The sequence below is a fragment of the Micromonospora sp. NPDC023633 genome (assembly GCF_040640035.1).
Lineage (GTDB): Bacteria > Actinomycetota > Actinomycetes > Mycobacteriales > Micromonosporaceae > Micromonospora.
The window spans coordinates 19,172-40,838 of sequence record NZ_JBFABB010000022.1 but is presented as its reverse complement, the minus strand read 5'-3'; the positions used below and the strand labels follow the sequence as shown (position 1 = coordinate 40,838).

At 74.7% G+C, this 21,667-nt stretch carries 19 protein-coding genes and 2 pseudogenes; 10 read left to right on the top strand and 11 right to left on the bottom strand.

Annotated elements, in window-relative coordinates; genetic code table 11:
• Positions 1 to 357 (bottom strand): DUF3099 domain-containing protein, encoded by a 357-nt coding sequence (locus AB0G13_RS09745; protein ID WP_357871467.1) that lies wholly within the window; start codon positions 355 to 357, stop codon positions 1 to 3.
• A 106-nt stretch (positions 358 to 463) separates the two neighbouring features.
• Here AB0G13_RS09745 and AB0G13_RS09740 point away from each other — a divergent pair, with 106 nt between their 5' ends.
• Entirely contained in the window at positions 464 to 751 is a 288-nt protein-coding gene (locus AB0G13_RS09740; protein ID WP_225851882.1) for a hypothetical protein, read from the top strand.
• Positions 752 to 764: 13 nt separating this feature from the next.
• Complete coding sequence (locus tag AB0G13_RS09735; protein WP_357871464.1) at positions 765 to 1,076, top strand: hypothetical protein; 312 nt, start codon at positions 765 to 767, stop codon at positions 1,074 to 1,076.
• A gap of 10 nt (positions 1,077 to 1,086) precedes the next feature.
• Here the strand turns inward: AB0G13_RS09735 and AB0G13_RS09730 are convergent, their stop codons facing one another.
• The 4 genes from AB0G13_RS09730 to AB0G13_RS09715 all read right to left on the bottom strand — a co-directional run bounded on the left by AB0G13_RS09730 (position 1,087) and on the right by AB0G13_RS09715 (position 6,174).
• Entirely contained in the window at positions 1,087 to 2,325 is a 1,239-nt protein-coding gene (locus AB0G13_RS09730; protein ID WP_357871461.1) for a low temperature requirement protein A, read from the bottom strand.
• Between the two features lie 56 nt (positions 2,326 to 2,381).
• Positions 2,382 to 2,972: an HhH-GPD-type base excision DNA repair protein gene (locus AB0G13_RS09725; protein WP_357871459.1), complete on the bottom strand. Its 591-nt coding sequence runs from the start codon at positions 2,970 to 2,972 to the stop codon at positions 2,382 to 2,384.
• Positions 2,973 to 3,157: 185 nt separating this feature from the next.
• Complete coding sequence (locus AB0G13_RS09720) at positions 3,158 to 3,826, bottom strand: response regulator transcription factor (RefSeq protein ID WP_357871456.1); 669 nt, start codon at positions 3,824 to 3,826, stop codon at positions 3,158 to 3,160.
• The gene (locus tag AB0G13_RS09715; RefSeq protein WP_357871453.1) at positions 3,823 to 6,174 is read right to left on the bottom strand and encodes a histidine kinase; all 2,352 of its coding nucleotides are present in this window, start codon (positions 6,172 to 6,174) and stop codon (positions 3,823 to 3,825) included. Before AB0G13_RS09715 ends, AB0G13_RS09720 begins: the two co-directional genes overlap by 4 nt.
• 137 nt (positions 6,175 to 6,311) lie before the next feature.
• Here AB0G13_RS09715 and AB0G13_RS09710 point away from each other — a divergent pair, with 137 nt between their 5' ends.
• From AB0G13_RS09710 to AB0G13_RS09690, 5 genes and pseudogenes are all read left to right on the top strand, one after another.
• Positions 6,312 to 7,319 carry a CPBP family intramembrane glutamic endopeptidase gene (locus AB0G13_RS09710; RefSeq protein ID WP_357871450.1) on the top strand — a complete coding sequence of 336 codons (1,008 nt, stop codon included), beginning with the start codon at positions 6,312 to 6,314 and terminating at the stop codon, positions 7,317 to 7,319.
• A 158-nt stretch (positions 7,320 to 7,477) separates the two neighbouring features.
• Complete coding sequence (locus AB0G13_RS09705) at positions 7,478 to 8,962, top strand: methyltransferase (RefSeq protein WP_357871447.1); 1,485 nt, start codon at positions 7,478 to 7,480, stop codon at positions 8,960 to 8,962.
• Positions 8,962 to 9,384, top strand: coding sequence for a D-aminoacyl-tRNA deacylase (gene dtd / locus AB0G13_RS09700; protein ID WP_357871444.1), 423 nt, complete (start codon positions 8,962 to 8,964; stop codon positions 9,382 to 9,384). Before AB0G13_RS09705 ends, dtd begins: the two co-directional genes overlap by 1 nt.
• A 95-nt stretch (positions 9,385 to 9,479) precedes the next feature.
• Positions 9,480 to 10,243, top strand: a pseudogene (locus AB0G13_RS09695) (peptidase S8); the annotation flags it as partial.
• A gap of 33 nt (positions 10,244 to 10,276) precedes the next feature.
• Positions 10,277 to 11,083 (top strand): annotated as a pseudogene (locus tag AB0G13_RS09690) (transcriptional regulator TrmB); the annotation flags it as partial.
• A gap of 26 nt (positions 11,084 to 11,109) precedes the next feature.
• On the opposite strand, the gene AB0G13_RS09685 reads toward AB0G13_RS09690, so the two are convergent.
• On the bottom strand, positions 11,110 to 11,898 hold the full coding sequence (locus AB0G13_RS09685) for a sporulation protein (protein ID WP_357871442.1): 789 nt from the start codon (positions 11,896 to 11,898) through the stop codon (positions 11,110 to 11,112).
• 271 nt (positions 11,899 to 12,169) lie between these two features.
• On the opposite strand from AB0G13_RS09685, the gene sigB reads away from it, so the two are divergent.
• Positions 12,170 to 13,174: an RNA polymerase sigma factor SigB gene (gene sigB, locus AB0G13_RS09680; RefSeq protein ID WP_357871536.1), complete on the top strand. Its 1,005-nt coding sequence runs from the start codon at positions 12,170 to 12,172 to the stop codon at positions 13,172 to 13,174.
• A 100-nt stretch (positions 13,175 to 13,274) separates the two neighbouring features.
• The gene (locus AB0G13_RS09675; protein WP_357871439.1) at positions 13,275 to 13,682 is read left to right on the top strand and encodes a VOC family protein; all 408 of its coding nucleotides are present in this window, start codon (positions 13,275 to 13,277) and stop codon (positions 13,680 to 13,682) included.
• A gap of 54 nt (positions 13,683 to 13,736) precedes the next feature.
• On the opposite strand, the gene AB0G13_RS09670 is transcribed toward AB0G13_RS09675, so the two are convergent.
• The 3 genes from AB0G13_RS09670 to AB0G13_RS09660 all read right to left on the bottom strand — a co-directional run bounded on the left by AB0G13_RS09670 (position 13,737) and on the right by AB0G13_RS09660 (position 18,475).
• Entirely contained in the window at positions 13,737 to 16,289 is a 2,553-nt protein-coding gene (locus AB0G13_RS09670) for a GNAT family N-acetyltransferase (RefSeq protein WP_357871436.1), read from the bottom strand.
• A gap of 25 nt (positions 16,290 to 16,314) precedes the next feature.
• Positions 16,315 to 17,496 carry an acetoin utilization protein AcuC gene (locus AB0G13_RS09665; RefSeq protein ID WP_357871433.1) on the bottom strand — a complete coding sequence of 394 codons (1,182 nt, stop codon included), beginning with the start codon at positions 17,494 to 17,496 and terminating at the stop codon, positions 16,315 to 16,317.
• Between the two features lie 121 nt (positions 17,497 to 17,617).
• Positions 17,618 to 18,475 carry a sulfurtransferase gene (locus AB0G13_RS09660; protein WP_357871430.1) on the bottom strand — a complete coding sequence of 286 codons (858 nt, stop codon included), beginning with the start codon at positions 18,473 to 18,475 and terminating at the stop codon, positions 17,618 to 17,620.
• Positions 18,476 to 18,572: 97 nt separating this feature from the next.
• On the opposite strand from AB0G13_RS09660, the gene AB0G13_RS09655 reads away from it, so the two are divergent.
• Positions 18,573 to 19,259 (top strand): metal-dependent transcriptional regulator, encoded by a 687-nt coding sequence (locus AB0G13_RS09655; protein ID WP_357871427.1) that lies wholly within the window; start codon positions 18,573 to 18,575, stop codon positions 19,257 to 19,259.
• A 22-nt stretch (positions 19,260 to 19,281) separates the two neighbouring features.
• On the opposite strand, the gene AB0G13_RS09650 is transcribed toward AB0G13_RS09655, so the two are convergent.
• Both AB0G13_RS09650 and AB0G13_RS09645 read right to left on the bottom strand, forming a co-directional pair.
• Positions 19,282 to 19,824: a hypothetical protein gene (locus AB0G13_RS09650; RefSeq protein WP_357871425.1), complete on the bottom strand. Its 543-nt coding sequence runs from the start codon at positions 19,822 to 19,824 to the stop codon at positions 19,282 to 19,284.
• A 334-nt stretch (positions 19,825 to 20,158) separates the two neighbouring features.
• Entirely contained in the window at positions 20,159 to 21,640 is a 1,482-nt protein-coding gene (locus AB0G13_RS09645) for an ABC transporter substrate-binding protein (RefSeq protein ID WP_357871422.1), read from the bottom strand.
• Positions 21,641 to 21,667 lie beyond the last annotated feature (27 nt).

Genomic DNA, 21,667 nt, shown 5'->3' with positions numbered 1-21,667 from the left:
TCAGGGCTCGACGTCGATGATCTTGTGGGGACGTTCCTCGGCGGTGAGGCTCATCGGTGGGGTCTCGTCCCGGTGTCGCGGCTGGAACCGGTTGGCCAGCCGGTGCTGCTCCTTGGGCGGGCGGTCGTTGGCCAGCAGGACCGCCAGCCACGGGATGAGCACCATGCCCAGGGCCACCATCGGCAGCCAGAGCCAGAGCAGCGGGGCCTGCACGCCGACCAGGACGGCACCGACGATCACGCAGGCCACCCGGATGCCCATCATCAGCACGTAGCGCTTCTGACGGCTGGTGAGCTGGTCGTCCTGGCTGCGTGAGGCGTCGGTGATCAGGATCGGCTGGTACGCCTGACGCTTCACCACGGACCTCCTCGAGGGGGTTACGCCCCATCCTGTCACCTGCGCCGCGTGATCAGCGAAAATCGCTCGACCTGGCCTCGTGTTACCTGCGTGGTACGCTCGCGCCGTGGGCAGCAGGTTCAGCTTCACCGACGAGGCGTTGGCCAACCTGAGGGTCTACGACGTCACGCCCGGGGAAGTCTGGGAGGCGCTGCACAGCACCCGCCGGGTGATCCGGCACCTCGGCGACGACGTGATGGTCGTCTACGCCGCCGCCCGCCGGGGGCGCCGGCTGGCCGTGCTGCTCGCCGAGGCCGACGGCACCGACAACGACTGGGACATCCTCTCCGCCCGCGAGCTGAGCGACGTCGAGGCGAAGCGCTACGACGAGGCCGTGCGGAGATCTCGCCGATGAGGAGGCGGTGACGATGAACCGTAACGACGCGACCAAGCATTTCCACAGCGGCGGTGACCGGCTCGCGGAGCTGATCGACGGGAGCCAGCCGGTGGAGCTGCCCACCCCCGACACCGACACCCCCATGGTCAGCCGCTCGGTACGCCTGCCACTGGAGACGTACGAACGGGTCCGCGCCGCCGCCGACGCGCGCGGCATCGGGGTCACCACGCTCATGCGGCAGTGGATCGAGGCCGGCCTGGCCGACCTGGACGACTCGGCCACGGTCTCCCTCGCCGACGTCCGGCGGGCGCTGGCCGCCCTCTCCCGGCCGACCGCCGCCTGACGGTCCCCGGTCACGGCGCGGGGAACTCGCCCCCGCCGGTCCCGCCGGTCCCGAGCGGCGACGCGGCCGTCTCGGGCGGGCGACCTCTGCTGCGCCACGCGTCGGCGGACGCCACCCCCACCAGCACCAGGGCGACCAGCGCCAGCGCCAGCATGGGCGGCCCCAGGGTGAGCGCCGGCGACAGCAGGAGCAGCACCAGCAGGCCCACGACCCGCGACCGGGACACCCGGCCGAAGATCTCGTACTCGAAGCGGGCCCGGGCCGCCAGGAAGATCGCCGGCCCGCCGGCGACGAAGACCAGCCACGTCGGGTCGGTCCGCCCGTGCGGGTGCGCGATCACCAGGTCGTAGCCCACGGCGGTGCTCAGCACGCCGATCACGATGACCAGGTGGGTGCTGCTGGCGGAGGCGCCGAGGCGCCCGGGCGACCGGGCCACCCGCAGCGCCTCGGCGAGCAGGTGACCCGCCCGGTGGAAGTAGATCCGCCAGAGCAGCGCCGTGGTGAGGAAGGCGGTCGCGAAGGCGCCGGCCCGGTCGGCGGTGAACTCCGCGCCGCTGTAGGTCAGCCCGATGACCAGGATGGTCTCCCCCAGCGAGATGAGGAAGATCTGCTGGTACCGGTCGGCCAGGTGCTCGCCGGCGATCAGCCAGCCGGAGGTGCGCGCCGGACCCAGCCGGGGCAACGGCCAGCCGAGCAGCAGGCCGGTGTGGTCGACGACCACGGCGAGCGTCCAGAGCGGCAGGCGCAACTGCTCCGGCCCGAACGCCCCGGCCAGCCACGGCACGGTGCCCGCGACCGCCCAGGCGAAGAGTCGCCACGGCACGGTGCGGCGCGGATGGTGGCGCAGGGCCGTGGCGATGACCAGCGGGCGGACGAGCATCACCGCCAGGTACGCCAGCACGAACGAGGGTGCCCGGTCCTCGAACGCCCGGGGCAGCGCCACGGCCATCACCATGGCGCCGAACATCGTCCCGACCACGACGAACTGGATCACCGGCTGCTCCGGCTCGTACCGGCTGGTGACCCAGGTGGTGATCGACCAGAGCAGCCACAGGGCCAGGAAGAGCACGCCCGTGCGCCCGATCTCGGCGAGCAGGATCCCGACGGAGGCCCCGGTGCCGTCGATCAGGCGCAGCGAGACCCGGGTCAGCGCGAAGACGAAGACCAGGTCGAAGAAGAGCTCCAGGAAGGTCGCCCGGGGCGAACTGTCCTCCGGCCGCAGCAACCGCCCGCCGCCTTCGTCCGTCATCGGCTGCCCGTCGTCGCCATCCTGGCTACAACGACCGCCACGACGTCGCGGTTGCGTCAGCCCCCGGCGGTCTTCGCCTTCGCCGCCGCCTTCATCTGCTGCTTGTACTCGCGCACCCGGCGCAGCGATTCCGCGTCGGTGACGTCGGCCACCGACCGGTGGGCGTCCGGCTCGCCGTAGCCGCCGGCCGCCTCCCGCCAGCCCTCCGGCGTGACCCCGAACCGCTTGCCGAGCAGCGCGAGGAAGATCTGCGCCTTCTGCGCGCCGAAGCCGGGCAGCTCACCGATGCGGCGCAGCAGCTCCCGGCCGTCGGCGACGTCGGACCAGAGCCGGGCGGCGTCGCCGTCGTACCGGTCGACGAGGACCCGGCACACCTCCTGCACCCGGGCCGCCATCGCCTTCGGGAACCGGTGCAGCGCCGGCGGCCGGGCGAAGAGGGCGACCAGCGCCTCCGGGTCGTGCTCGGCCAGCTCCCGGGCGTCCAGGTCGCGGCCGAGCCGCTCCGCGAGCACGTAGGGCGAGGAGAACGCCTTCTCCATCGGCACCTGCTGGTCGAGGACCATGCCGAGCAGCAGCGCCAGCGGGCTGCGCGCCAGCAGCCGGTTGGCCTCGGGGTCGATGGGCAGTGCGAGCGTCATGGCGACCATCCTGCCCAATGACGCGGGCCGGACGGACGGGCCACGCCGGTCCGACAACCACTCGGAGCGACGGTCACGTCCTGCGGCAGGACCCGGCCTGCCCTGCCGCCGCCGAGGCGCCGCCCATCCTGGCCAGGCAGGGCGTCACGGCCCGCCCGGAAGGCGTGGGCCCCCGGCGTGTCCGGCCGGCACGCCTACGGTGACCGCCGGGTGCCGGGCCGGACGAGCCCGAGGTCGTAGGCGAGGATGGTCGCCTGCACCCGGTCCCGCGCACCCAGCTTGCCGAGCAGGGCGTTGACGTGCGCCTTGACCGTGCCGGTCGCGACGCCCAGCTGCCCGCCGATCTCCGCGTTCGTCAGCCCGGCCGCCAGCCGGACGAAGACCTCGCGCTCCCGTGCGGTGAGCGCGGCCAGCTCAGCGGGCTCCGCCGGCGGGGTGAGCGCCCCGGTGGCGAAGGCGTCGATCAGCCGGCGGGTGACGGTGGGGGCGAGCAGCCCGTCGCCAGCGGCCACCACCCGGATCGCGTGCAGCAGGTCGACCGGCTGGGCGTCCTTGAGCAGGAAGCCCGAGGCGCCCACCCGCAGTGCCTCGAACACGTGGGCGTCCAGGTCGAAGGTGGTCAGCACCAGCACCCGGGGGCCGGCCGGGTCGGCGGTCAGCCGGGCGGTGGCGGTCAGGCCGTCCATCCCCGGCATCCGGATGTCCATCAACACCACGTCCGGTCGGCTCCGGGCGGCCTGATCGAGCGCGTCGGCGCCGTCGGCGGCCTCCCCGACCACGGCCAGGTCCGGTTCGGCGTCGACGATCGCCGCGAACCCGGCCCGGACCACCGGCTGGTCGTCCACCACCAGCACCCTGATCATCGCGCCCCCTCCCGCACCGGCTCCCGACCCTGCCCGGGTCGGGCGGCGGCGGCCACGGCGGCCGGCGGCAACGGCAGCCGCGCCCGCAGCTCGCCGCGGCGCAGCGCGAGCCGGCCGCCGAGCGCGTCGACCCGGGCCCGCAGCCCGGCGACGACCAGCGGGTCCGACGCGGCGGGCAGGCCGGTGACCGACACCCTCAGCTCACCGCCGGCCAGCCGCAGCACCACCCGTGCCGGCCCGGCACCCGCGTCCAGCGCGGCCTCCACCAGCCGGTACGCCGACACGTCGACGTCGGCCGGTAGCGCCGGCACGGTCCCCGGCGCGTCCAGCACGACGTCCCGGCCGTCCGCCTGCCGCGACGCGCAGAGCCCGCCGACGTCGGCGATCGTGGGTTGCGGACCGTGCAGCGCCGGCCGCTCGTCGGCGCGCAGGTCGTCCAGCAGGCCGCGCATCGCCGCCAGTGTGGCCCGCGCCTCGACCAGGATCTCGTCGAGCCGGCCCTGGTCGGCGACGACCACCAGGCGACTCGCCCGGTCCAGTACCGCCGAGCGCAGCCCGGCGCCCACCCGCTCCCGCTCGGCCCGGGCGGCCGCGACGGCCCGGGCGGTCGCCGCGGCCAGCGCGTCGTCCTCCCGGCTTACCATCCGCCGCCAACGGCCCCCAACCAGCGCGCCACCACCCCAGGTCAGCAGCATCGGCACCAGCAGCAGTCCGGCCACGAAGACGGTCATGAAGACGGTGACGGGAACGTGCACGGGCTCCCCGGCGACCGAACCGTCCGCCGCCGCCGTACCGACCAGGCCCACAGCGAGCGTCGTGGCCGCCACCGGTGCGGCCAGCCACGTCGGACCGGGCCGTCGGGCGTACGCGGCCACGGCCCAGACGGCGGCGAGGTCGGCGAAGCCGGCGGTCAGCAGTACGAACTCCGCGCCCCGGGGCAGCTCGACCAGCAACGCGACGACCGGCCAGAGCAGCACGGTTCCGGCGACGCCCGCGAAGGCGGCCCACGGCCGGCGGCAGCGCCAGCCCAGCGGCGCGGCGTGCGCCACGGAGAGCAGCAGGAGCGGGAGAAGGACGCCCGGGTCGCGTAGCCTCGCCAGTTCGGCGTCGGTCTCCATCGAGACGAGCGCCGCGGCCACGGGAAGCGCCAACGCGTTACCGACCAGCGCGGCGGTCACCAGGGACCGCCCGTTCTCCGACCGGGCCGGCGACGGCCGGCCGGCGGGACCCACCTCGACCGGCAGCCGTGCCTCGACCCGCCAGCCGTCGCCGTCCGGCCCGGCGCGCAGGGTGCCGCCCAGGGCGGTGACGCGTTCCCGCAGGCCGCTGATCCCCTGCCCGGCACCCAGCCCGAACCCGACCGCCGGCCCCGGTACGCCGATGTCGGCGACGGTGACCGTGACGGTTCGGGCGTCGACCGCGACCCGGACCGAGACGTCGGCGCCGGTCGCGTGTCGCACCACGTTGGTCAGGGACTCCCGGACGACGGCGTGGACGACCTCGGCGAGGGCGGGCGGCGGTTCCGGGCCGGTCCGGTCGAGGCGCACCGGCTGGCCGAGCCGGTGGAAGCCGACGACGAGATCGTCGAGCCGCTGCCGCAGCGGCCGGGGGGCCTCGGTGTCGTCGCTCATCACCGCGACCAGGCGGCGCAGCGCGGCCAGGGTCTCCCGCCCGGTACGCGCCGCGAATCCCACCGCCTCCGCGGCCAGCTCCGGACGCCGGGCCGTGAGGCGCTCCGCCGCTCCCACCGTCACCACGATGGAGGTGAGGTGGTGGGCGCTGACGTCGTGCAGCTCCCGGGCGAGCCGGCGGCGTTCGGTCTCCGCCGCCTGACGGGCCTCGGCCTCGACGGCCACGAGCCGGCCGGCCACCGCCGCCCGTCCGGTCATCCAGTGCCGGCGGCTGCGTCCGAGGCCCACGGCCAGCAGGTAGCCGAGCACGGCGACGACGACCTCCCCCAGGTAGGCCTCCACGGTTTCGAAGCGGGGCAGGTTGACCAACGCCACCCACAGGGCGCTGGCGGCGAGCGCCACCCGGACCACCCGGCCCGGCACCCGAACGGCCACGGACCAGATGGCGACCAGCTCGGCGAAGCTGAGCACCAGCAGCTCGTCCGGAGAGGCGCCCAGTCGGCCGAGGGTCTGCGCGGCCAGGACCACTCCCAGCGCCGGGAGTGGCCGGCGCTGCCGCCAGCCCAGCGCCAGGAGGGTGACCACGGCGGCGACCAGACCCGCCGAGGTCGCGGTCACGTCCGGTGCGTCACCGCGCAGCAGCGGCAGCCCGGGCCAGAGCAGGAGCTGGGCGCCGACCAGCGCCGACGGCAGCGACCACGTCCGCAGGAGAGTCATGATGAGGGCAACCCTACGTATGCCCGCCGGCCGGTCACGTCGCCCGCGGGCAGGAGATGGCCTATACCCCAGGGTGGGTGCCACATTCGGTCCGCACGTCGACTCGTCGGCCCGTCGGCGACGGCAGTCTTGCTCTCATGATCAGTGCTGCTTCCCCGGGTACTCCGTACCACCGACTCGCCCGGACCGGCCGGCAGCGGTGGTGGCGGTCGCTCGTCGGCATCCTCGCCCTGCTCGGCGGGGCGTTGCTCGTCGGCTGTGCGCTCTTCGGCGTCGCCGCCGTCGTGGCGGAGATCACCGACCGGCCGACGGACGCCGACGGGCTGCCCGTCTTCGGTCCCGTCGTGGACACCGCCCTGATGGTGCTGGCGGTGGCGGGGGCACTGCCGCTGACGATGGCCGTCACCCGCTGGGTCGAACGCCGGCCGGCCGGCAGCCTCTCCTCCGTGCTCGGCCGGGTCCGGTGGCGCTGGCTGGGCACCTGCCTGCTGACGGCGGCTCCGGCGATCATGGTCATGCTGGTCGGCAGCCACCTGCTCCTGCGGGCCACCGGGGACGAGATGGTGCTCGTCGGCCCGCTCGACGCCTGGGTCGGCTGGCCCGCCTTCGCCGCCGGACTGCTGATGGTCGTCGCGCTGGTCCCGTTCCAGTCCGCCGCCGAGGAGTACCTGTTCCGCGGCTGGCTGCTCCAGGCCTTCGGGACCTGGCTACGCTCGCCCTGGCCGGGACTGGTGGCACAGGCGGTGCTCTTCGCCGCGGCGCACGGCTGGGGCACGGCCTGGGGCTTCGCCGACCTGGTCGTGATGGGTCTGCTCTGCGGGTGGCTCACGGTGCGTACCGGCGGCCTGGAGGCAGCCGTCGCGCTGCACGTGGTCAACAACGTGAGCGCGTTCGGGCTGGCTGCGGCGTTCGGCGGGCTGGCCGTGGACGAGACGATGGCGGACGCGCCGTGGCAGCTGGTGCTGGTCGACGTGCTCATCCTGCTGGCGTACACCTGGCTGGTGGCACGGGCAGCCGACCGACGCGCGCTGGCGGCGGTGGCGCCCGGGATCGGATCTCCCGACCAGGCTGGCGGCGACCCGGTGGCCGACGGCGGGCAGGCGCACCCGGACGGACGGTCCGCGTGGCCGGTCAGGGTGGGTTGACGGCGGCCGGGTCGGCGGCCGGGCGAGCCGCGCCGGGAATCGGGCGCGCCGCGGGTGGCGACGTCGTCGCCCGCGTGCGCGGGAGCCGGCGCCGGAGTCGCCACGCCGATCTCCAGGGTCGTCGAAACCCGGCCCGCGACGCCAGGCAGGATGGCGACGTGGACGAACACGACATGTTGCTCTCCCCCGCCGGGGTCGAGGCGCTGCGGACCGCGCTGACCCGAGCCGGGTTCACCTCGAACGGCATCGCCACCCGACTCGGCCCGCAGGCCACCGGCGGGGTGGCCCGCAACGACTTCCGGGCGGCGCTGCGCGCCACCGAGGACCGCGACCCGCTCGGCACCCTGATCCGGGTGTTCGTCTGCGAGCAGACCGAGCCGGAGGCCGCCGTGGCCGCCGCGCTGGCGCCGCTGTCGCTGGCCGAGGCGCTCGCCGGGGGCCTGGTCGAGAGGCACGGCGACGGGCTGCGGATGGGCGTGGACCTGGAGCCGTACGGGGACGACTGGTGGGTGCTCGCCGACGTGCCCGCCAGCGCCCGGCCCGGCCGGCCGCTGCACGCCGAGCACGTCCTCGGCATCGGCGGGGCGACGCAGACGCTGATCGGCGCGACCGTCCGCCGGCCCGTCGAGGCCGCGCTGGACCTGGGCACCGGCTCCGGCGTGCAGGCGCTGCACCTGGCCACCCACGCGCGGCGGGTCACCGCCACCGACCTCTCGGCGCGGGCGCTGCGCTTCGCCGCCACCACCGCCGCGCTCAACGGCCAGGACTGGGAGCTGCTCCGCGGCGACCTGGTCGCCCCCGTCGCCGGGCGGCGCTTCGACCTGGTGGTGAGCAACCCGCCGTTCGTGGTCGGCCCCGGCACCACCACGCACGTCTACCGCGACTCGGGGCGGGTCGGCGACGCGATCGGCGCGGAGCTGGCCGCCGCCGCGCCCGGCCTGCTCACCGAGGGCGGCACCATGCAGTACCTGGCCAACTGGGTGCACGTCGCCGGGGAGGACTGGGGCGAGCGGGTGACCGGCTGGTTCGCCGGCACGGGGCTGGACGCCTGGGTCATCCAGCGCGAGGTGGCCGACCCGATGGCGTACGTCAACCTCTGGCTCACCGACGTCGGCGAGGCGGCCGACCCGCGCCGGATGGCGGACTGGCTGGACTGGTTCGACGCGCACAAGGTGGAGGCGGTCGGCTTCGGCATCGTCTCGCTGCGCCGCTCCGGGCACGACGACCCGGTCGTCCGGGTGGAGGACCTGCGCCAGCGGGTCGAGGCGCCGCTCGGCGACCGCGTCGGCGCGTGGTTCGACCGCCAGGACTGGCTCCGCGCCCGCGACACCGACGGGCTGCTCGACGCCCGCTTCCGGGCCGCCGACGGCCTCCAGCTGCGGCAGGAGGCCACCATGGGCGACGAGGGCTGGGCGGTGGACCGGCAGGTGCTGGCCATGCCGCACGGTCTGCGCTGGACCGAGGAGATCGACCCTCTCGTCCTGGCCCTGGTCGGCGGGGCCGACGGGCGGCTGCCGCTGCGCGACCAGCTCGCCCTGCTCGCCGCCGCGCACGACGTCGCTGCCGAGGAGCTGGCCGAGGCGGCGGGGCCGATCGTCGCGCACCTCGTCGAGCGCGGCTTCATCGAGCCGGCGGCCGACTGATGCGGGCCGTGGTGCAGACCGTCGGCCGCGCCGGCGTGACGGTCGACGGCGAGGTGGTCGGCGCGATCGACGACGGGCTGCTGGTGCTGCTCGGGGTCACCCACACCGACACCGTCGAGACCGCCGGCACGATGGCCCGCAAGGTGCACGAGCTGCGGATCCTCGACGACGAACGGTCCGCGGCGGACACCGGCGCGCCGATCCTGGTGGTCAGCCAGTTCACCCTCTACGGCGACGCCCGCAAGGGCCGCCGCCCGAGCTGGACGGCGGCCGCCCCGGCCGAGGTGGCGGAGCCCCTGGTGACGGCGGTCGTGGAGGCGCTGCGCGCCCGGGGCGCGAAGGTGGAGACCGGCCGCTTCCGCGCCCACATGCTGGTCGAGAGCGTCAACGTCGGCCCCCGCACGGTGCTGCTCGAACTCTGACCGGCGCCGCAGGCGAGTGGCGGAGTCGCGCCGTGGCGCAACCCCGCCGACGTCAACTGTTCCCGGGGGCGGAACGGCGACGGTAGAACCGTCGCATGCCATCCCCCTCACAGCCCTTCACCTGGGGCCGCGCGAGACGGCGGCTCACCGCCGCCGCGGCGGCGACCGGAATGGTCGCGGCCGGACTCGCCACGATCCAGACACCGGCGACGGCGGCCGGCCCGCCCCCGGCCGCCCCCGCCGCCACCCGGGACACCCACACCGTCACCCTGGTCACCGGCGACGTGGTCACGGTGACCACCTTCGCCGACGGCAGGGCCACCGCCGACGTCGACCGGCCGGCCGGCGCCACGGGCGGCGTGCGCGTCCGGCAGAGCGGCGACGACCTCTACGTCCTGCCCGACGAGGCGCTGCCGCTGCTCGACGGCGACAAGCTCGACCGGCGGCTGTTCAACGTCACCGACCTCATCGAGATGGGGTACGACGACGCGAAGACCCCGACGTTGCCGCTGATCGCGGCGTACACCCCGGCGAAGGCCCGCTCGGGGAAGCCGGCCGCCCCGCGCGGCGCGAAGCTCGTCCGCGACCTGCCCAGCATCCGGGGTGCGGCGCTGTCCACCGAGAAGAAGCAGGCCCGGGCCTTCTGGTCCACCGTCGCGCCCGCCTCGGCCGCGGCACCGGCCACCGCCCTCGGCGGCGGGGTGGCGAAGCTCTGGCTGGACGGTCGGGTGACGGCGGCGCTGAAGGAGAGCGTGCCGCAGGTCGGCGCGCCCGCCGCCTGGGCCGCCGGGTACGACGGCAGCGGGGTGACGTGGCGGTGCTCGACACCGGGGTCGACCCCGGCCACCCCGACGTGGCGTGCGGCCTGGTGAAGGGCGGCCCGGACGGGCAGTTCTCCCCGGCGCCGCCCGCCGTCGCGCTCGGGGCGTTGATCAGCGAACAGCGGGGCGCCCTGCGCAGCGCGGAACTCGCGCTGGTCACGCTCGCCGAGGAGTACCGTTCGTCGATCGCGGGACGCACGATCGACGAGTTGATCGAGGTGGTCAGCGGCGTCGACGCCGTCCGGCACCGGTTCGCGCAGGTGCAGCACGCCGCCCGCACGGAGGTGCGCAGCTTCGTCACCACCCCGTTCATCGCCGTGCCGCCGGGCACCAACGCGGTGGAGTCGGCGGCGGTCCGTCAGGGGGTGCACTTCCGGGTCGTCATCGACCGGCCGACGCTGGCCGAACCGGGGGTGGTCGCCGAGACGCTGGAGTCGCTGCGCGACGGCGTCCAGGTGCGGGTGGTCGACCACCTGCCGATCAAGCTGGTCCTGGCCGACGCGGAGCTGGCCCTGGTGCCGTTGACCGCCACGCCCGGTGGTGAGCCCGGTGCGGTGCTGCTGCACCGCACCGGGCTGCTGGCGGCGATGGACGCGCTGTTCGAGATCGTGTGGCGCCACGCCCACCCGCTCGACTCGTCGGCGCTGACCGGCCCCGCCGACGACCGGACCGCCGCGCAGGCGGGCGACGGCCCGACCGAGCTGGACCGGAGGATCCTGGCGCTGCTGCTGGCCGGGCTCACCGACCCGGTCGTCGCCGCCCAGCTCGACCTGTCGTTGCGGACCCTCCAGCGGCGCCTGCGCCACCTGATGGACCTCGCGGGGGTGGAGACCCGGATGCAGCTCGGCTGGCACGCCGCGCGTCACGGCTGGGCCTGACCGCCCGGCGGCCGGCGCGCGTGGCGTCAGGAGAAGAGGCCGCGGCGCTGGAGCGACTGGCGGATCCAGCCGTCGAGCTGGGCGGTCCAGTCGGTGCGTTCGGCGGTGGCGTGGTCGATGGTGAAGCGGCCGAAGGCGTCCCGCCCCTCGGTGAACAGGCCGCCACGCTTGTCGAGTTCGAGCACCACCTGGATCTGCTGCGGGTCGGTGACGAGGGTGACCTCCAGCTGGTTGATCGCCCCGGCGTACTGCGGCGCCGGATAGAACTCGATCTCCTGGTAGAAGGGCAGGGTCTGCCGCACGCCGTAGATGTGGCCCCGCTCCACGTCGGCCCGGGCGAACCGGAAGCCCAGCCGCAGGAACGCCTCCAGGATCTTCTGCTGCGACGGCAGCGGGTGCACCGCCACCGCGTCCAGGTCGCCCTTGTCGACCGAGCGGGCCACCTCCAGCTCCGTACGCAGCCCCATCGTCATCCCGTGCAGGTGCTGCCCGTACAGCTCGGTGAGCGGCGTCTCCCACGGCACGGCGAAGCGAAACGGGATGTCGTGGCGCTGCCCCGGGCCGAGCCGGAACGCGCCGGTGACGGCCTGCCGGTGGAACTCCTGCGTGGTCTCGTAGTCGTTGTCGCCGCTCTCGACCTCGACCCGGGTGACCAGTCCCAGGGCGACGTACGACACGTCGACGAGGTGGTCGCCGCCGGCCACGTGGATGACGCCCTCCAGCTGGCCGCCGGGGCGGCAGTTCGGATTCGTCAGCACGGTTTCCACGGACGGGCCACCCACACCCATCGCCTGCATGAGCCGCTTGAAGACCACGACACCCTCCATAACCTGTTCGGTGCGCCGACGTCGCCGGCGGCGCCGGCCATGCCGGCCGACCGATGGCACGGTAACCGCCTGCGGCAACAAGCGCTCGGCGACGAACCGCCCACGCTGAGCAGGCCATCGACGGAATTCGTGTCGGGTCCCCGATCGCCTCACTCCCGTTTCACGCCCCGCCCGCCAAGCTGTGTGTCACACCGGCACCACTGGGCCGGATCCAACGGCACAGACGTGGACACGGGGAGAGACTGAGATGGCCCTGCAGATGACGGAGCACCGGACGCGCCCGGCCGGCACCACCGAGGCCGCGAGCGCCACCGACACCCTGACCGACCTCGACGCCACCGACGAGCGCGGCGTCTCCACGGACCTGGTCCGGGCTTACCTCAACGGGATCGGTCGGACGAAGCTGCTGACCGCCGCCCAGGAGGTCGACCTCGCCAAGCGGATCGAGGCCGGCCTGTTCGCCGAGGAGAAGCTGGCGACCTGCACCCCCGTCTCGGCGGAGCTGCGGGCCGACCTGGAGCTGATCGTCACGCAGGGCCGGGCCGCGAAGGACCACCTGCTGGAGGCGAACCTGCGCCTCGTGGTCAGCATCGCCAAGCGCTACACGGGTCGCGGCATGGCCTTCCTCGACCTGATCCAGGAGGGCAACCTCGGCCTGATCCGCGCGGTCGAGAAGTTCGACTACGCCAAGGGCTACAAGTTCTCCACGTACGCCACCTGGTGGATCCGGCAGGCGATCACCCGGGCGATGGCCGACCAGGCCCGCACCATCCGCATCCCGGTGCACATGGTCGAGCAGGTCAACCGCATGGTCCGGGCCCGCCGCGAGCTCTCCGTCTCGCTGGGCCGCGAGCCCACCGTCGCCGAGGTGGCCCGGGCCATGGACATCCCGGAGTTCCAGGTGATCGAGCTGATCTCGTACGACCGGGAGCCGGTGAGCCTCGACCAGGCCGTCGGTGAGGACGGCGAGAGCGCGCTCGGCGACTTCGTCGCCGCCGTCGACCCGAGCGCCGAGCCGGGCGACGCCGCCGCGCAGGGCGAGCTGCGCAACGAGGTCAGCATCGTGCTGTCCACCCTCTCCCAGCGCGAGCAGGCCGTGATCCGGCTCCGGTTCGGCCTCGACGACGGCCGGCAGCGCACCCTCGACGAGGTCGGCCGGGAGTTCGGCCTGTCCCGGGAGCGGATCCGGCAGATCGAGAAGGTGACCCTGCTGAAGCTGCGCGACCCGGAGCGGGCGCAGCGCCTGGAGGCGTACGCCTGCTGACCTCCTCTGGACCACGCGGGGCCCCGGCGGTTCGCCGGGGCCCCGCGTCCGTTTGGGCCGGGTTCCTTGACCCGGGCCGCCCGACGGGCTACCAACGGGTGTGAACTGGACCCTGGAAGTGGTGGTCGTGCCGGTCTCCGACGTGGACCGGGCCAAGTCGTTCTACGCCGACCAGCTCGGCTTCGCCGTGGACCACGACACGGTCATCGACGACGACGCGCGGATCGTGCAGCTGACCCCGCCCGGCTCGGGCTGCTCGATCGTGATCGGCAAGGGGGTGCTGCCGGACATGCCGCCGGGCTCGCTCAAGGGCCTCCAACTGGTCGTGCCCGACCTGCGCCGGGCACGGGCGGAGCTGGTCGAACGCGGCGTCGAGGTCAGCGAGATCCAGGTCGTCGGCGTCAATCCCCGCCCGGTGCCGGACCCGCTGGACAACGTCGGCTTCGTCCACTTCGCCGACCCCGACGGCAACGCCTGGGCGGTGCAGCAGATCTCCGCGCGGGCCTGACCGCTCCACCGCCGGAAGGGGCGTCCTCCGCAGGCGACGGGAGGGCGCCCTCCCTCACAGCCGGCGGGGGCCGGTGTCGGGGCGGGCCACGGCGGAACCGACCCGGACGGTGGCGTGCAGCACCGAGATGCCGTCGGGGCGGGCGAGCACCGGATTGAGGGTCAGCGCGCGCACCCGGGGCTGCTCGTCGGCGAGCCGGCCGACCCGCAGCAGCAGGTCCGCCAGGGCCGCCCGGTCCACCGGCGCCGCGCCCCGGTGCCCGCGCAGCAGCGGCGCCGCCCGGGGCTCGTCGACCAGCTCGGCCGCGTCCAGGTCGGTCAGCGGCACCGCCCGCCAGGCCCGGTCGCCGAGCAGTTCGGTGGCGACGCCGCCGAGCCCGAAGCCGACCACCGGGCCGAACGCCGGGTCCTCCACCAGCTCGACCACGCAGGCCACGCCGGGTGGGGCCATCGGCTGGACCAGGACGTCCGCGCCAAAGACCGCCGACATCTCCGCGTACGCGCGGTGGACCGTGGCCGCGTCGGGCAGGTCGAGCCGGACCGCGCCGAGGTCGAGCCGGTGCCGCAGGCCGGGGGCGGCGGCCTTGAGGGCCACCGGGAAACCCAGGCGGGCCGCCGCGTCGACGGCCGCCGCGGCGGAGCGCGCCAGCACGGACCCGACCACGTCGATGCCGTACGCCGCGAGCAGCCCCACCGGGTCGAGGGCCTCCGGATGCAGGGCGGCGTGCGCCGCCGCGCGGTCCACCCGGGGCAGTTCCGGCGGCACCCCGGCGGGCCGGCGCAGCCAGTCGGCGTACGCGGTGACCCGGGCGAGGGCGCGGACGGCCTCCTCCACGCTCGGGTAGGCGGGCACCCCGGCGGGCGCCCGGCCGGCCAGGAACGTCGCCACGGTCGGCTTGCCGGCGGCGGACGCGCTCGGCAGCGCGGCCGTGAAGTCCGCCTCCGTGTCGGTGAGCTGGCCGGGCAGCGGCGGGGCGAACACCACCACCAGCGCGTCCACCTCGTCGTCGGCGCCCGTCCCGGCGAGTGCGGCGGCGAACTCGGCCACGCCGGCGCGCGGGCCGACGTCGCGCGGGTAGCCCCGGGCGACGGTGAGGCCCTGCGCGGCGCAGGCGGTGGCCGCCAGCCCCGTCAGCGCCGGAGAGTTGCCGACCACGCCGACGCGCGACCCGGCGGGCAGCGGCTGGTGGGCCAGCAGCACCCCGACGTCGAGCAGCTCGGCGACGGTGTCCACCCGGATCACGCCGGAGTGGGCGAACAGCGCGGCGACCGCCACCTCGTCCGGGCCGGCGGAGTCGCCCACCCCGGGCGGCCGGGCCGGCGAGGCGAGCGCCACGACGGGCTTGTCCCGGCCGATCCGCCGGGCCAGCCGGGCGAACTTGCGCGGGTTGCCGAAGGTCTCCAGGTACAACATGATCACGTCGGTGCCGGGGTCGTCCTGCCAGTACTGGAGCAGGTCGTTGCCGGAGACGTCGGCCCGGTTGCCGGCCGAGACGAAGCTGGACAGGCCCAGCCCGCGCCGGTCCGCCTCGGCCAGCAGCGCCACCCCGAACGCGCCGGACTGGCTGAAGATGCCGACCCGGCCGGGCACCGGCAGCCGCGGGGCGAGGGTGGCGTTGAGGCGTACCGCCAGGTCGGTGTTGGCCACCCCCAGGCAGTTCGGGCCGACCACGCGCATGCCCGCCGCGTGCGCCGCGCGGACCAGCGCGCGCTGCGCGGCGGCGCCCTCGCCGCCGGCCTCGGCGAAGCCCGCCGAGATGACCACCAGGCCGTGCGCGCCGGCGGCGGCCGCGTCGGCGACCACCTGCGTCGCCGCCTCCGGCGGGACCGCCACCACCGCCAGGTCGACCGACACGCCGGCATCGGCCGCCGAGGCGTACGCGGGCAGCCCGGCGACCGTCGCCGCGCTCGGGTGCACCGGAACCACCGCGCCCGGGTAGCCGCCGTCGCGCAGGTGCCCGAGCACCGCCGCGCCGACGCCCCGCCCGGTGGCGCTGGCGCCGTAGACGGCGACGCCGCGCGGGGCGAGCAGCCGGGCGACGGAGCGGGCCTCGGTGCGGTGCTCCCGCCCGCGCTGCACCTCCAGCGTCGCGTCGGTGGGGGCGATCGGGAAGGTCAGGTGCACCACGCCGTCGGCGAACTGCCGCTGGACCTGGTAGCCGAAGTCGGAGAAGACCCGCAGCATCGCGCCGTTGGCCGGCAGCACCTCCGCCACGAAGTTGGCGATGTCGTTGCGGCGGGCCGCGTCGGCCAGGTGCTCCAGCAGCACCGAACCGATGCCCCGGCCCTGGTAGGCGTCCTCGACCACGAACGCCACCTCGGCCTCGGGCGCCTCCGGGCCGAGCCGCTCGTAGCGGCCGACGGCGACGATCCGGCCGCCGACCAGCACCACGAACGCCTCCCGGTCGCGGTGGTCGACGTTGACGAAGCGGTGCAGGTCCCGCTCGGGGATGCGCGGGTACGGCGAGAAGTAGCGCAGGTAGCGGGTGCGCTCGGAGAAGCGCGAGTGCATCGCCACGATGCCCGGCCCGTCCGACGGGCGGATCGGCCGCAGCTGCACCGTGGTGCCGTCGCTGAGCAGCACGTCCACCGGTTCCACCGTGGTCACCTGCGTGGTCCCCTCCGGCAGCGGATCAGTCGCGTGGGTCGTGCGGATCGAGCCCGAACAGCGGGAAGGCGCTCTTGCGGGCCGCCGCGATCGCCCGGTCCACCGCGGTCGGCTCGCCGGTCGGCTGCCACGGCTCGTACGCCGGGTCGACGTCGTCGGTCATCCGCAGCGGGATCTGCCGGCCCGGCCGGCGCGCGGCGGCCAGTTCCCGCCACGGCGGCGGGGTCAGCGTCGCCGGGTCGATCGGCTCCCCGGTGGCCACCGCGAGCAGGTGCGCCCAGGCCCGGGGCACCACCTCGACCAGCGCGTACCCGCCGCCGCCGGTGGCCACCCAGCGGCCCTCGCAGAGCTCGTCGGCGAGCGCGCGCAGGGCCAGGTAGGTGGCGCGCTGCCCGTCCACGGAGAGGTTCAGGTCGGCGAGCGGGTCGAGCCGGTGCCCGTCGGCGCCGCACTGGGTCACCAGCACCTGCGGCCGGAACGCGCGCAGCACCGACGGCACGACCGCGTGGAAGGCGCGCTGCCAGCCGGCGTCGTCCACGCCGGGCGGCAGGGGGAGGTTGACGGCGCTGCCCTCCGCGCCCGGCCCGCCCGTCTCGTCGGGGAAGCCGGTGCCCGGGAAGAGCGCCAGCGGCGTCTCGTGCACGCTGACCGTGAGCACCCGCGGGTCGTTCCAGAAGACCTGCTGCACCCCGTCGCCGTGGTGCACGTCCACGTCGACGTAGGCGACCCGCTCGGCGCCCAGGTCGAGCAGGCGGGCGATGGCCACCGCCGGGTCGTTGTAGACGCAGAAGCCGGCGGCCCGGGCCGGCATGGCGTGGTGCAGGCCCCCGGCCACGTTGACCGCCCGCCGGGCCTCGCCCCGCCAGACCGCCTCGGCCGCCGCCACCGTGGCGCCGGCGACCAGCGCACTGGACTCGTGCATCCCCTCGAAGACCGGATTGTCCGAGGTGCCCAGCCCGAAGCCGGCGAAGAGCGGGTCGCGGGGGGCGACCTTCACCGCGGCCAGGTAGCGCGGGTCGTGCACCCGGCTCAGCAGCGCGTCGTCGGCCGGCTCCGGCTTCACCAGCCGCACCCCGGGACGCGCGAGGACACCCAACTCCCGGGCCAGGGCGAACGTCAGCTCCACCCGTACCGGGTCGAGGGGATGGTCCCCCATGTCGTAGGCGAGCAGCGACTCGTCCCACACCACCACCGTGTCGTCGGACATGGGATCATCGTCGCACGCGCGCCCCGGCGCACCCGCGCACGCGCTGCTCAGCCGCCCCGGTGTCGCCCCGGTTCGCGCCGTTCCGCCAGCCGCCCGGGGTCGGCCCGGCGCGCGGTGCCGCTCAGCCGCCCGGGGTCGGCCCGGTGGCGACCGGGCGGGCCGGCTCGGCGACCCAGTTGCTCCACGACCCGACGTAGAGCGCCGCGTCCGGCCGGCCGGCCAGGTGCAGCGCGAACACGGCCTGCGCGGCGGTCACCCCCGACCCGCAGTACGCCCCGACCGGCCGGTCGTCGCCCACCCCGGCGGCGGCGAACCGCTCGCGCAGCGCCTCGGCGGCGGGGAACCGGCCCTCGGCGACGTACTCGCCGGCCGGCAGGTTCACCGCGCCGGGGACGTGCCCGGCGACCGGGTCGATCGGCTCGGTCTCGCCCCGGTAGCGCGGCGCGGCCCGCACGTCGAGCAGGACCCCCTCGCCGGCCGCGGCCAGCCGGGCCGCCTCCCCCGCGTCGAGCACCGGCAGCGCGCCGGGGCGCACCTCGACGTCGCCCGGTGCCGGGTTCGGCGCCGTCGTGCTGGTGGGCAGCCCGGCGGCCAGCCACGCCGGGAAGCCGCCGTGCAGCAGCCGTACCGGCCGGTGGCCCGCCCAGCGCAGGGTCCACCAGGCCCGGGCGGCGGCCATGCCGTCGCCGCCGTCGTACACCACGACGGGATGACCGGCGCGCACGCCGGCGGCCCGCAGCGCGGCCTGGAGCGCGGCGGGGTCGGGCAGCGGGTGTCGGCCGGCGGGGCCGGGCGGCCCGCAGAGCGCGGTGTCCAGGTCGACGAAGACCGCGCCGGGCAGGTGGCCGGCGGCGTAGTCGGCCCGGCCGGGCGGCCCGGCGAGCCGCCAGCGGACGTCGAGCAGCGTCGGCGGGTCGGCCTGGCCGAGTTCGACCGCGAGCCGGTCGGCCTCCACCAACAGATCCTCGGTTGCGGACATGGCGTCCAGTCAACACCATCCCGGCACCGACCTGGCGGTTCGCCGTGGGGCGTTCGGTGAACGCCGAGGTAGCATCGTTGGCCGGAGGTCCGCTGACGTGAAGCATGATCTGGTCGACACGACCGAGATGTACCTCAAGACGATCCTCGAACTGGAGGAGGAGGGGGTGCCGCCCCTGCGTGCCCGCATCGCCGAGCGGTTGGGGCAGAGCGGGCCGACCGTCAGCCAGACCGTCGCCCGGATGGAGCGCGACGGCCTGCTGACCGTCGAGGGCGACCGCCACCTGGCGCTCACCGCGCACGGCCGCAGCAACGCGGTCTCCGTGATGCGCAAGCACCGGCTCGCCGAGTTGCTGCTGGTCAACGTCATCGGGATGCCCTACGAGGAGGCCCACGAGGAGGCCTGCCGGTGGGAGCACGTGATGAGCGACGCCGTCGAGAAGCGGGTCTACGACCTGCTCAACCGGCCGACCCGCTCCCCCTACGGCAACCCGATCCCGGGGCTGGAGGAGCTGGGCAAGCCGGAGCAGACGGCCGCCACCCCCATCGAGGGTGAGCGCAACCTGGCGTTCCCCGGGCTGTCGGGACCGGTCGTGGTGCGACGCATCTGCGAGAGCGTGCAGACCGACTCGGACGTCCTGCGGCAGCTGCACGCCGCCGGCGTCGACCCGGGCGCGACCGTGCTGGTGGCGCAGGAGCGCGACGGGGTCTCGATCGACCGTTCGGGCGAGCGGATCAGGCTGCCCCGCGAGATCGCCTCCCGCGTCTTCGTCGCCTCCCACTGACCCACCCCGTCGCCCCTCGGGGTCAGATGGCGCGGGTGTCCAGCTGTCGGGCCAGGGCGACGAGGGCGGTCGTCAGCTTCTCGGCCTCGGCCTTGCCGGCGTCCCCCGGGGTGGCGTAGCGCAGGGTGGCGAGGCGGCCCTCGGCGGCCAGCCAGCCCACCTCCACGACCGGCCCGAGGGCACCCTTGGCCGAGGTGGTCCGCCGGTACGCCCGCTGGCCGAGCCCGGAGACCTTGGCCGCCTTCTCCGGCACCACGTCCGAGGCGAAGGTCGCCGCGTCGATCGACGTCTCGGTGACGGTCAGCGTCAGCTCCGGCAGGGTCGCCCGCCCGACGCGCACCACGCAGGTGTGGCTGTCGCCCGTCGCGCCGGCCGCGGCGACATCGAAGCGGAAGCCCGCGTGCTGCTCGATCACGCCGAAGTCCAGCAGCCGGCACGCCCCGCCGGAGGAGGCGGCGGCCACCGCGACCGGCGCCGGCGGCGGCACGGCCACCGGTTCCGCCTCCGCGCCGCAGCCCGTCACCAGCAGCACGGTCACCCCGGCGCCCACCATCCGCCCGCGCACGATCACTCCTCCGCTGTCTCACCTCGACGTGCCCGCCGGACACCGTATGGCCCGCAAGAGCCACTTGTGAAGACCGAAAGAGCACAGGGGGCCGACATAGGGCGAGGACGCGGCGCGGACCACGCGTTCACCGTCGAAGGCAACAAGCCCCGCCCTGCTGGCCGCGATCACCGGCCGGCTGCCTGTGGCGAGCAGCGCGTATACCGATACCGAAACGGCCGCAGCGGCTACCGCAGCACCCGCACAAGCTGTGTGGACCCACTGGTGTCAACGACCTGAGCACGGTTCGGCTCTCGGCAGTCGTGACTGCCGAGAGCCGGGACCGGGTAAGGGCTCAGGCGACCGCACGCATCCGGCCCCAGTGCCACCAGGGGATGGAGAAGCCGAGTTGGTCGGCCCAGCCGAAGAACTTCTCGCTGCGCGGATAGTACGTGCCATACCAGAACAACGGCACCCATTCGGTGTCCCGCGCCCACACCTTCTGGAGCTCCCGGTAGTGCTCACGGCGCTCGGCGCGCGTCCCGGCGTTGCGCGCGGCCAGGTAGGCGGCGTCCACGTCTGCGTTGCGGTGCATACACATGTTGTTCTGCCCGCCGGTGGAGTACTTCGTCGCCGTGATCTCCGGGTCCGGCGCCATCGAGCCGCCGACGATGATCAGGTCGAAGTCGTGCTGGTCGCGGACCTGCCGCGCCCAGTCCACCGAGGACAGGCCGGCGAAGGTCGTCTCGAACCCGACCGCACCCAGCTGGCGGCTGATCATCTCAGCGATCGGCCTGTGACCGTGGAACGTGTCCATGTAGAACATGGACAGCCGGCCCCGGACACCCGAGGAGTCTGCGGTGACACCCGCCTCGTCCAGCAGCGTGCGGGCCCGCTCCGGGTCGAACCGGGGGGCCTTGGCGTCGGCGTTGAACGCCCATGATGAGCCGATCAGGTAGTGGTCCCAGGCCTGGGACACCCCTGGGTCGCCCAGTTCGGCGATCTCGTCCCGGTTCACCGCGTGCGCGATGGCTTCCCGTACCCGCTGGTTCTGCCACAGCTCGCGCCCGTGGTTGAAGTCCAGCAACGCCATGCCGGGGCCCCGCCGCTTGAGGACCTCGATCCCGGGCACGCCCTCCACCAGGCCCAGCCGGTCCCGGGTGACGGTGTCCTGCGGCGCGAAGTGCGCCTCGCCCCGGGCGATCATCCGGGCGCACTCGTCGCGGTCCGCGACGATCTTCAGGATGATCCGGTCGATCTCCGGCTGCGGACCCCAGTGGTTCTTCACCGCCTCCAGGATGATGTGCTCACCCGGAATCCACTCGGCCAGCCGGAACGGCCCCGAGCCCACCGGGTTCAGGTTGTGCGGGTTCGTCGCCCAGTCCGTTCCCTCGTACAGGTGCCGGGGCAGGATGTGCGCGAAGATGAAATTCCCCAGGAGTACGAGGAATCCCGCGTTCGGAGTGTGCAGGTGGTAGTCGACGGTGTGGTCGTTGACCGCGACGATCGTCTCCACGTCCCGGAGGAACATCCCACCCTGGTAGCCCATCTTCTGGGCGTGCAGATGGGTGTAGACGATGTCGTGCGCGGTCAGCGGGGTGCCGTCCTGCCAGCGGGCGGCCTTGTTGAGGTGGAAGCGCCAGCGACGCGACCCGTCCAACTGCTCCCAGTGGGTCGCCAGATCCGGGAACGGGTTCACCTCGTACCACTCGTTCAGCACGACGCGGTTGTAGATGTTGTTGCAAGCCAGATAGCCGGCGCTGCCTGTCACGTTCCGGTATACGTCATTGAACTCCACCGCGTCATGCGGAGTAGCCACCACGAAATCTACGGACATGCGTGCCTCTCTGTTTTGTTGTTCGGT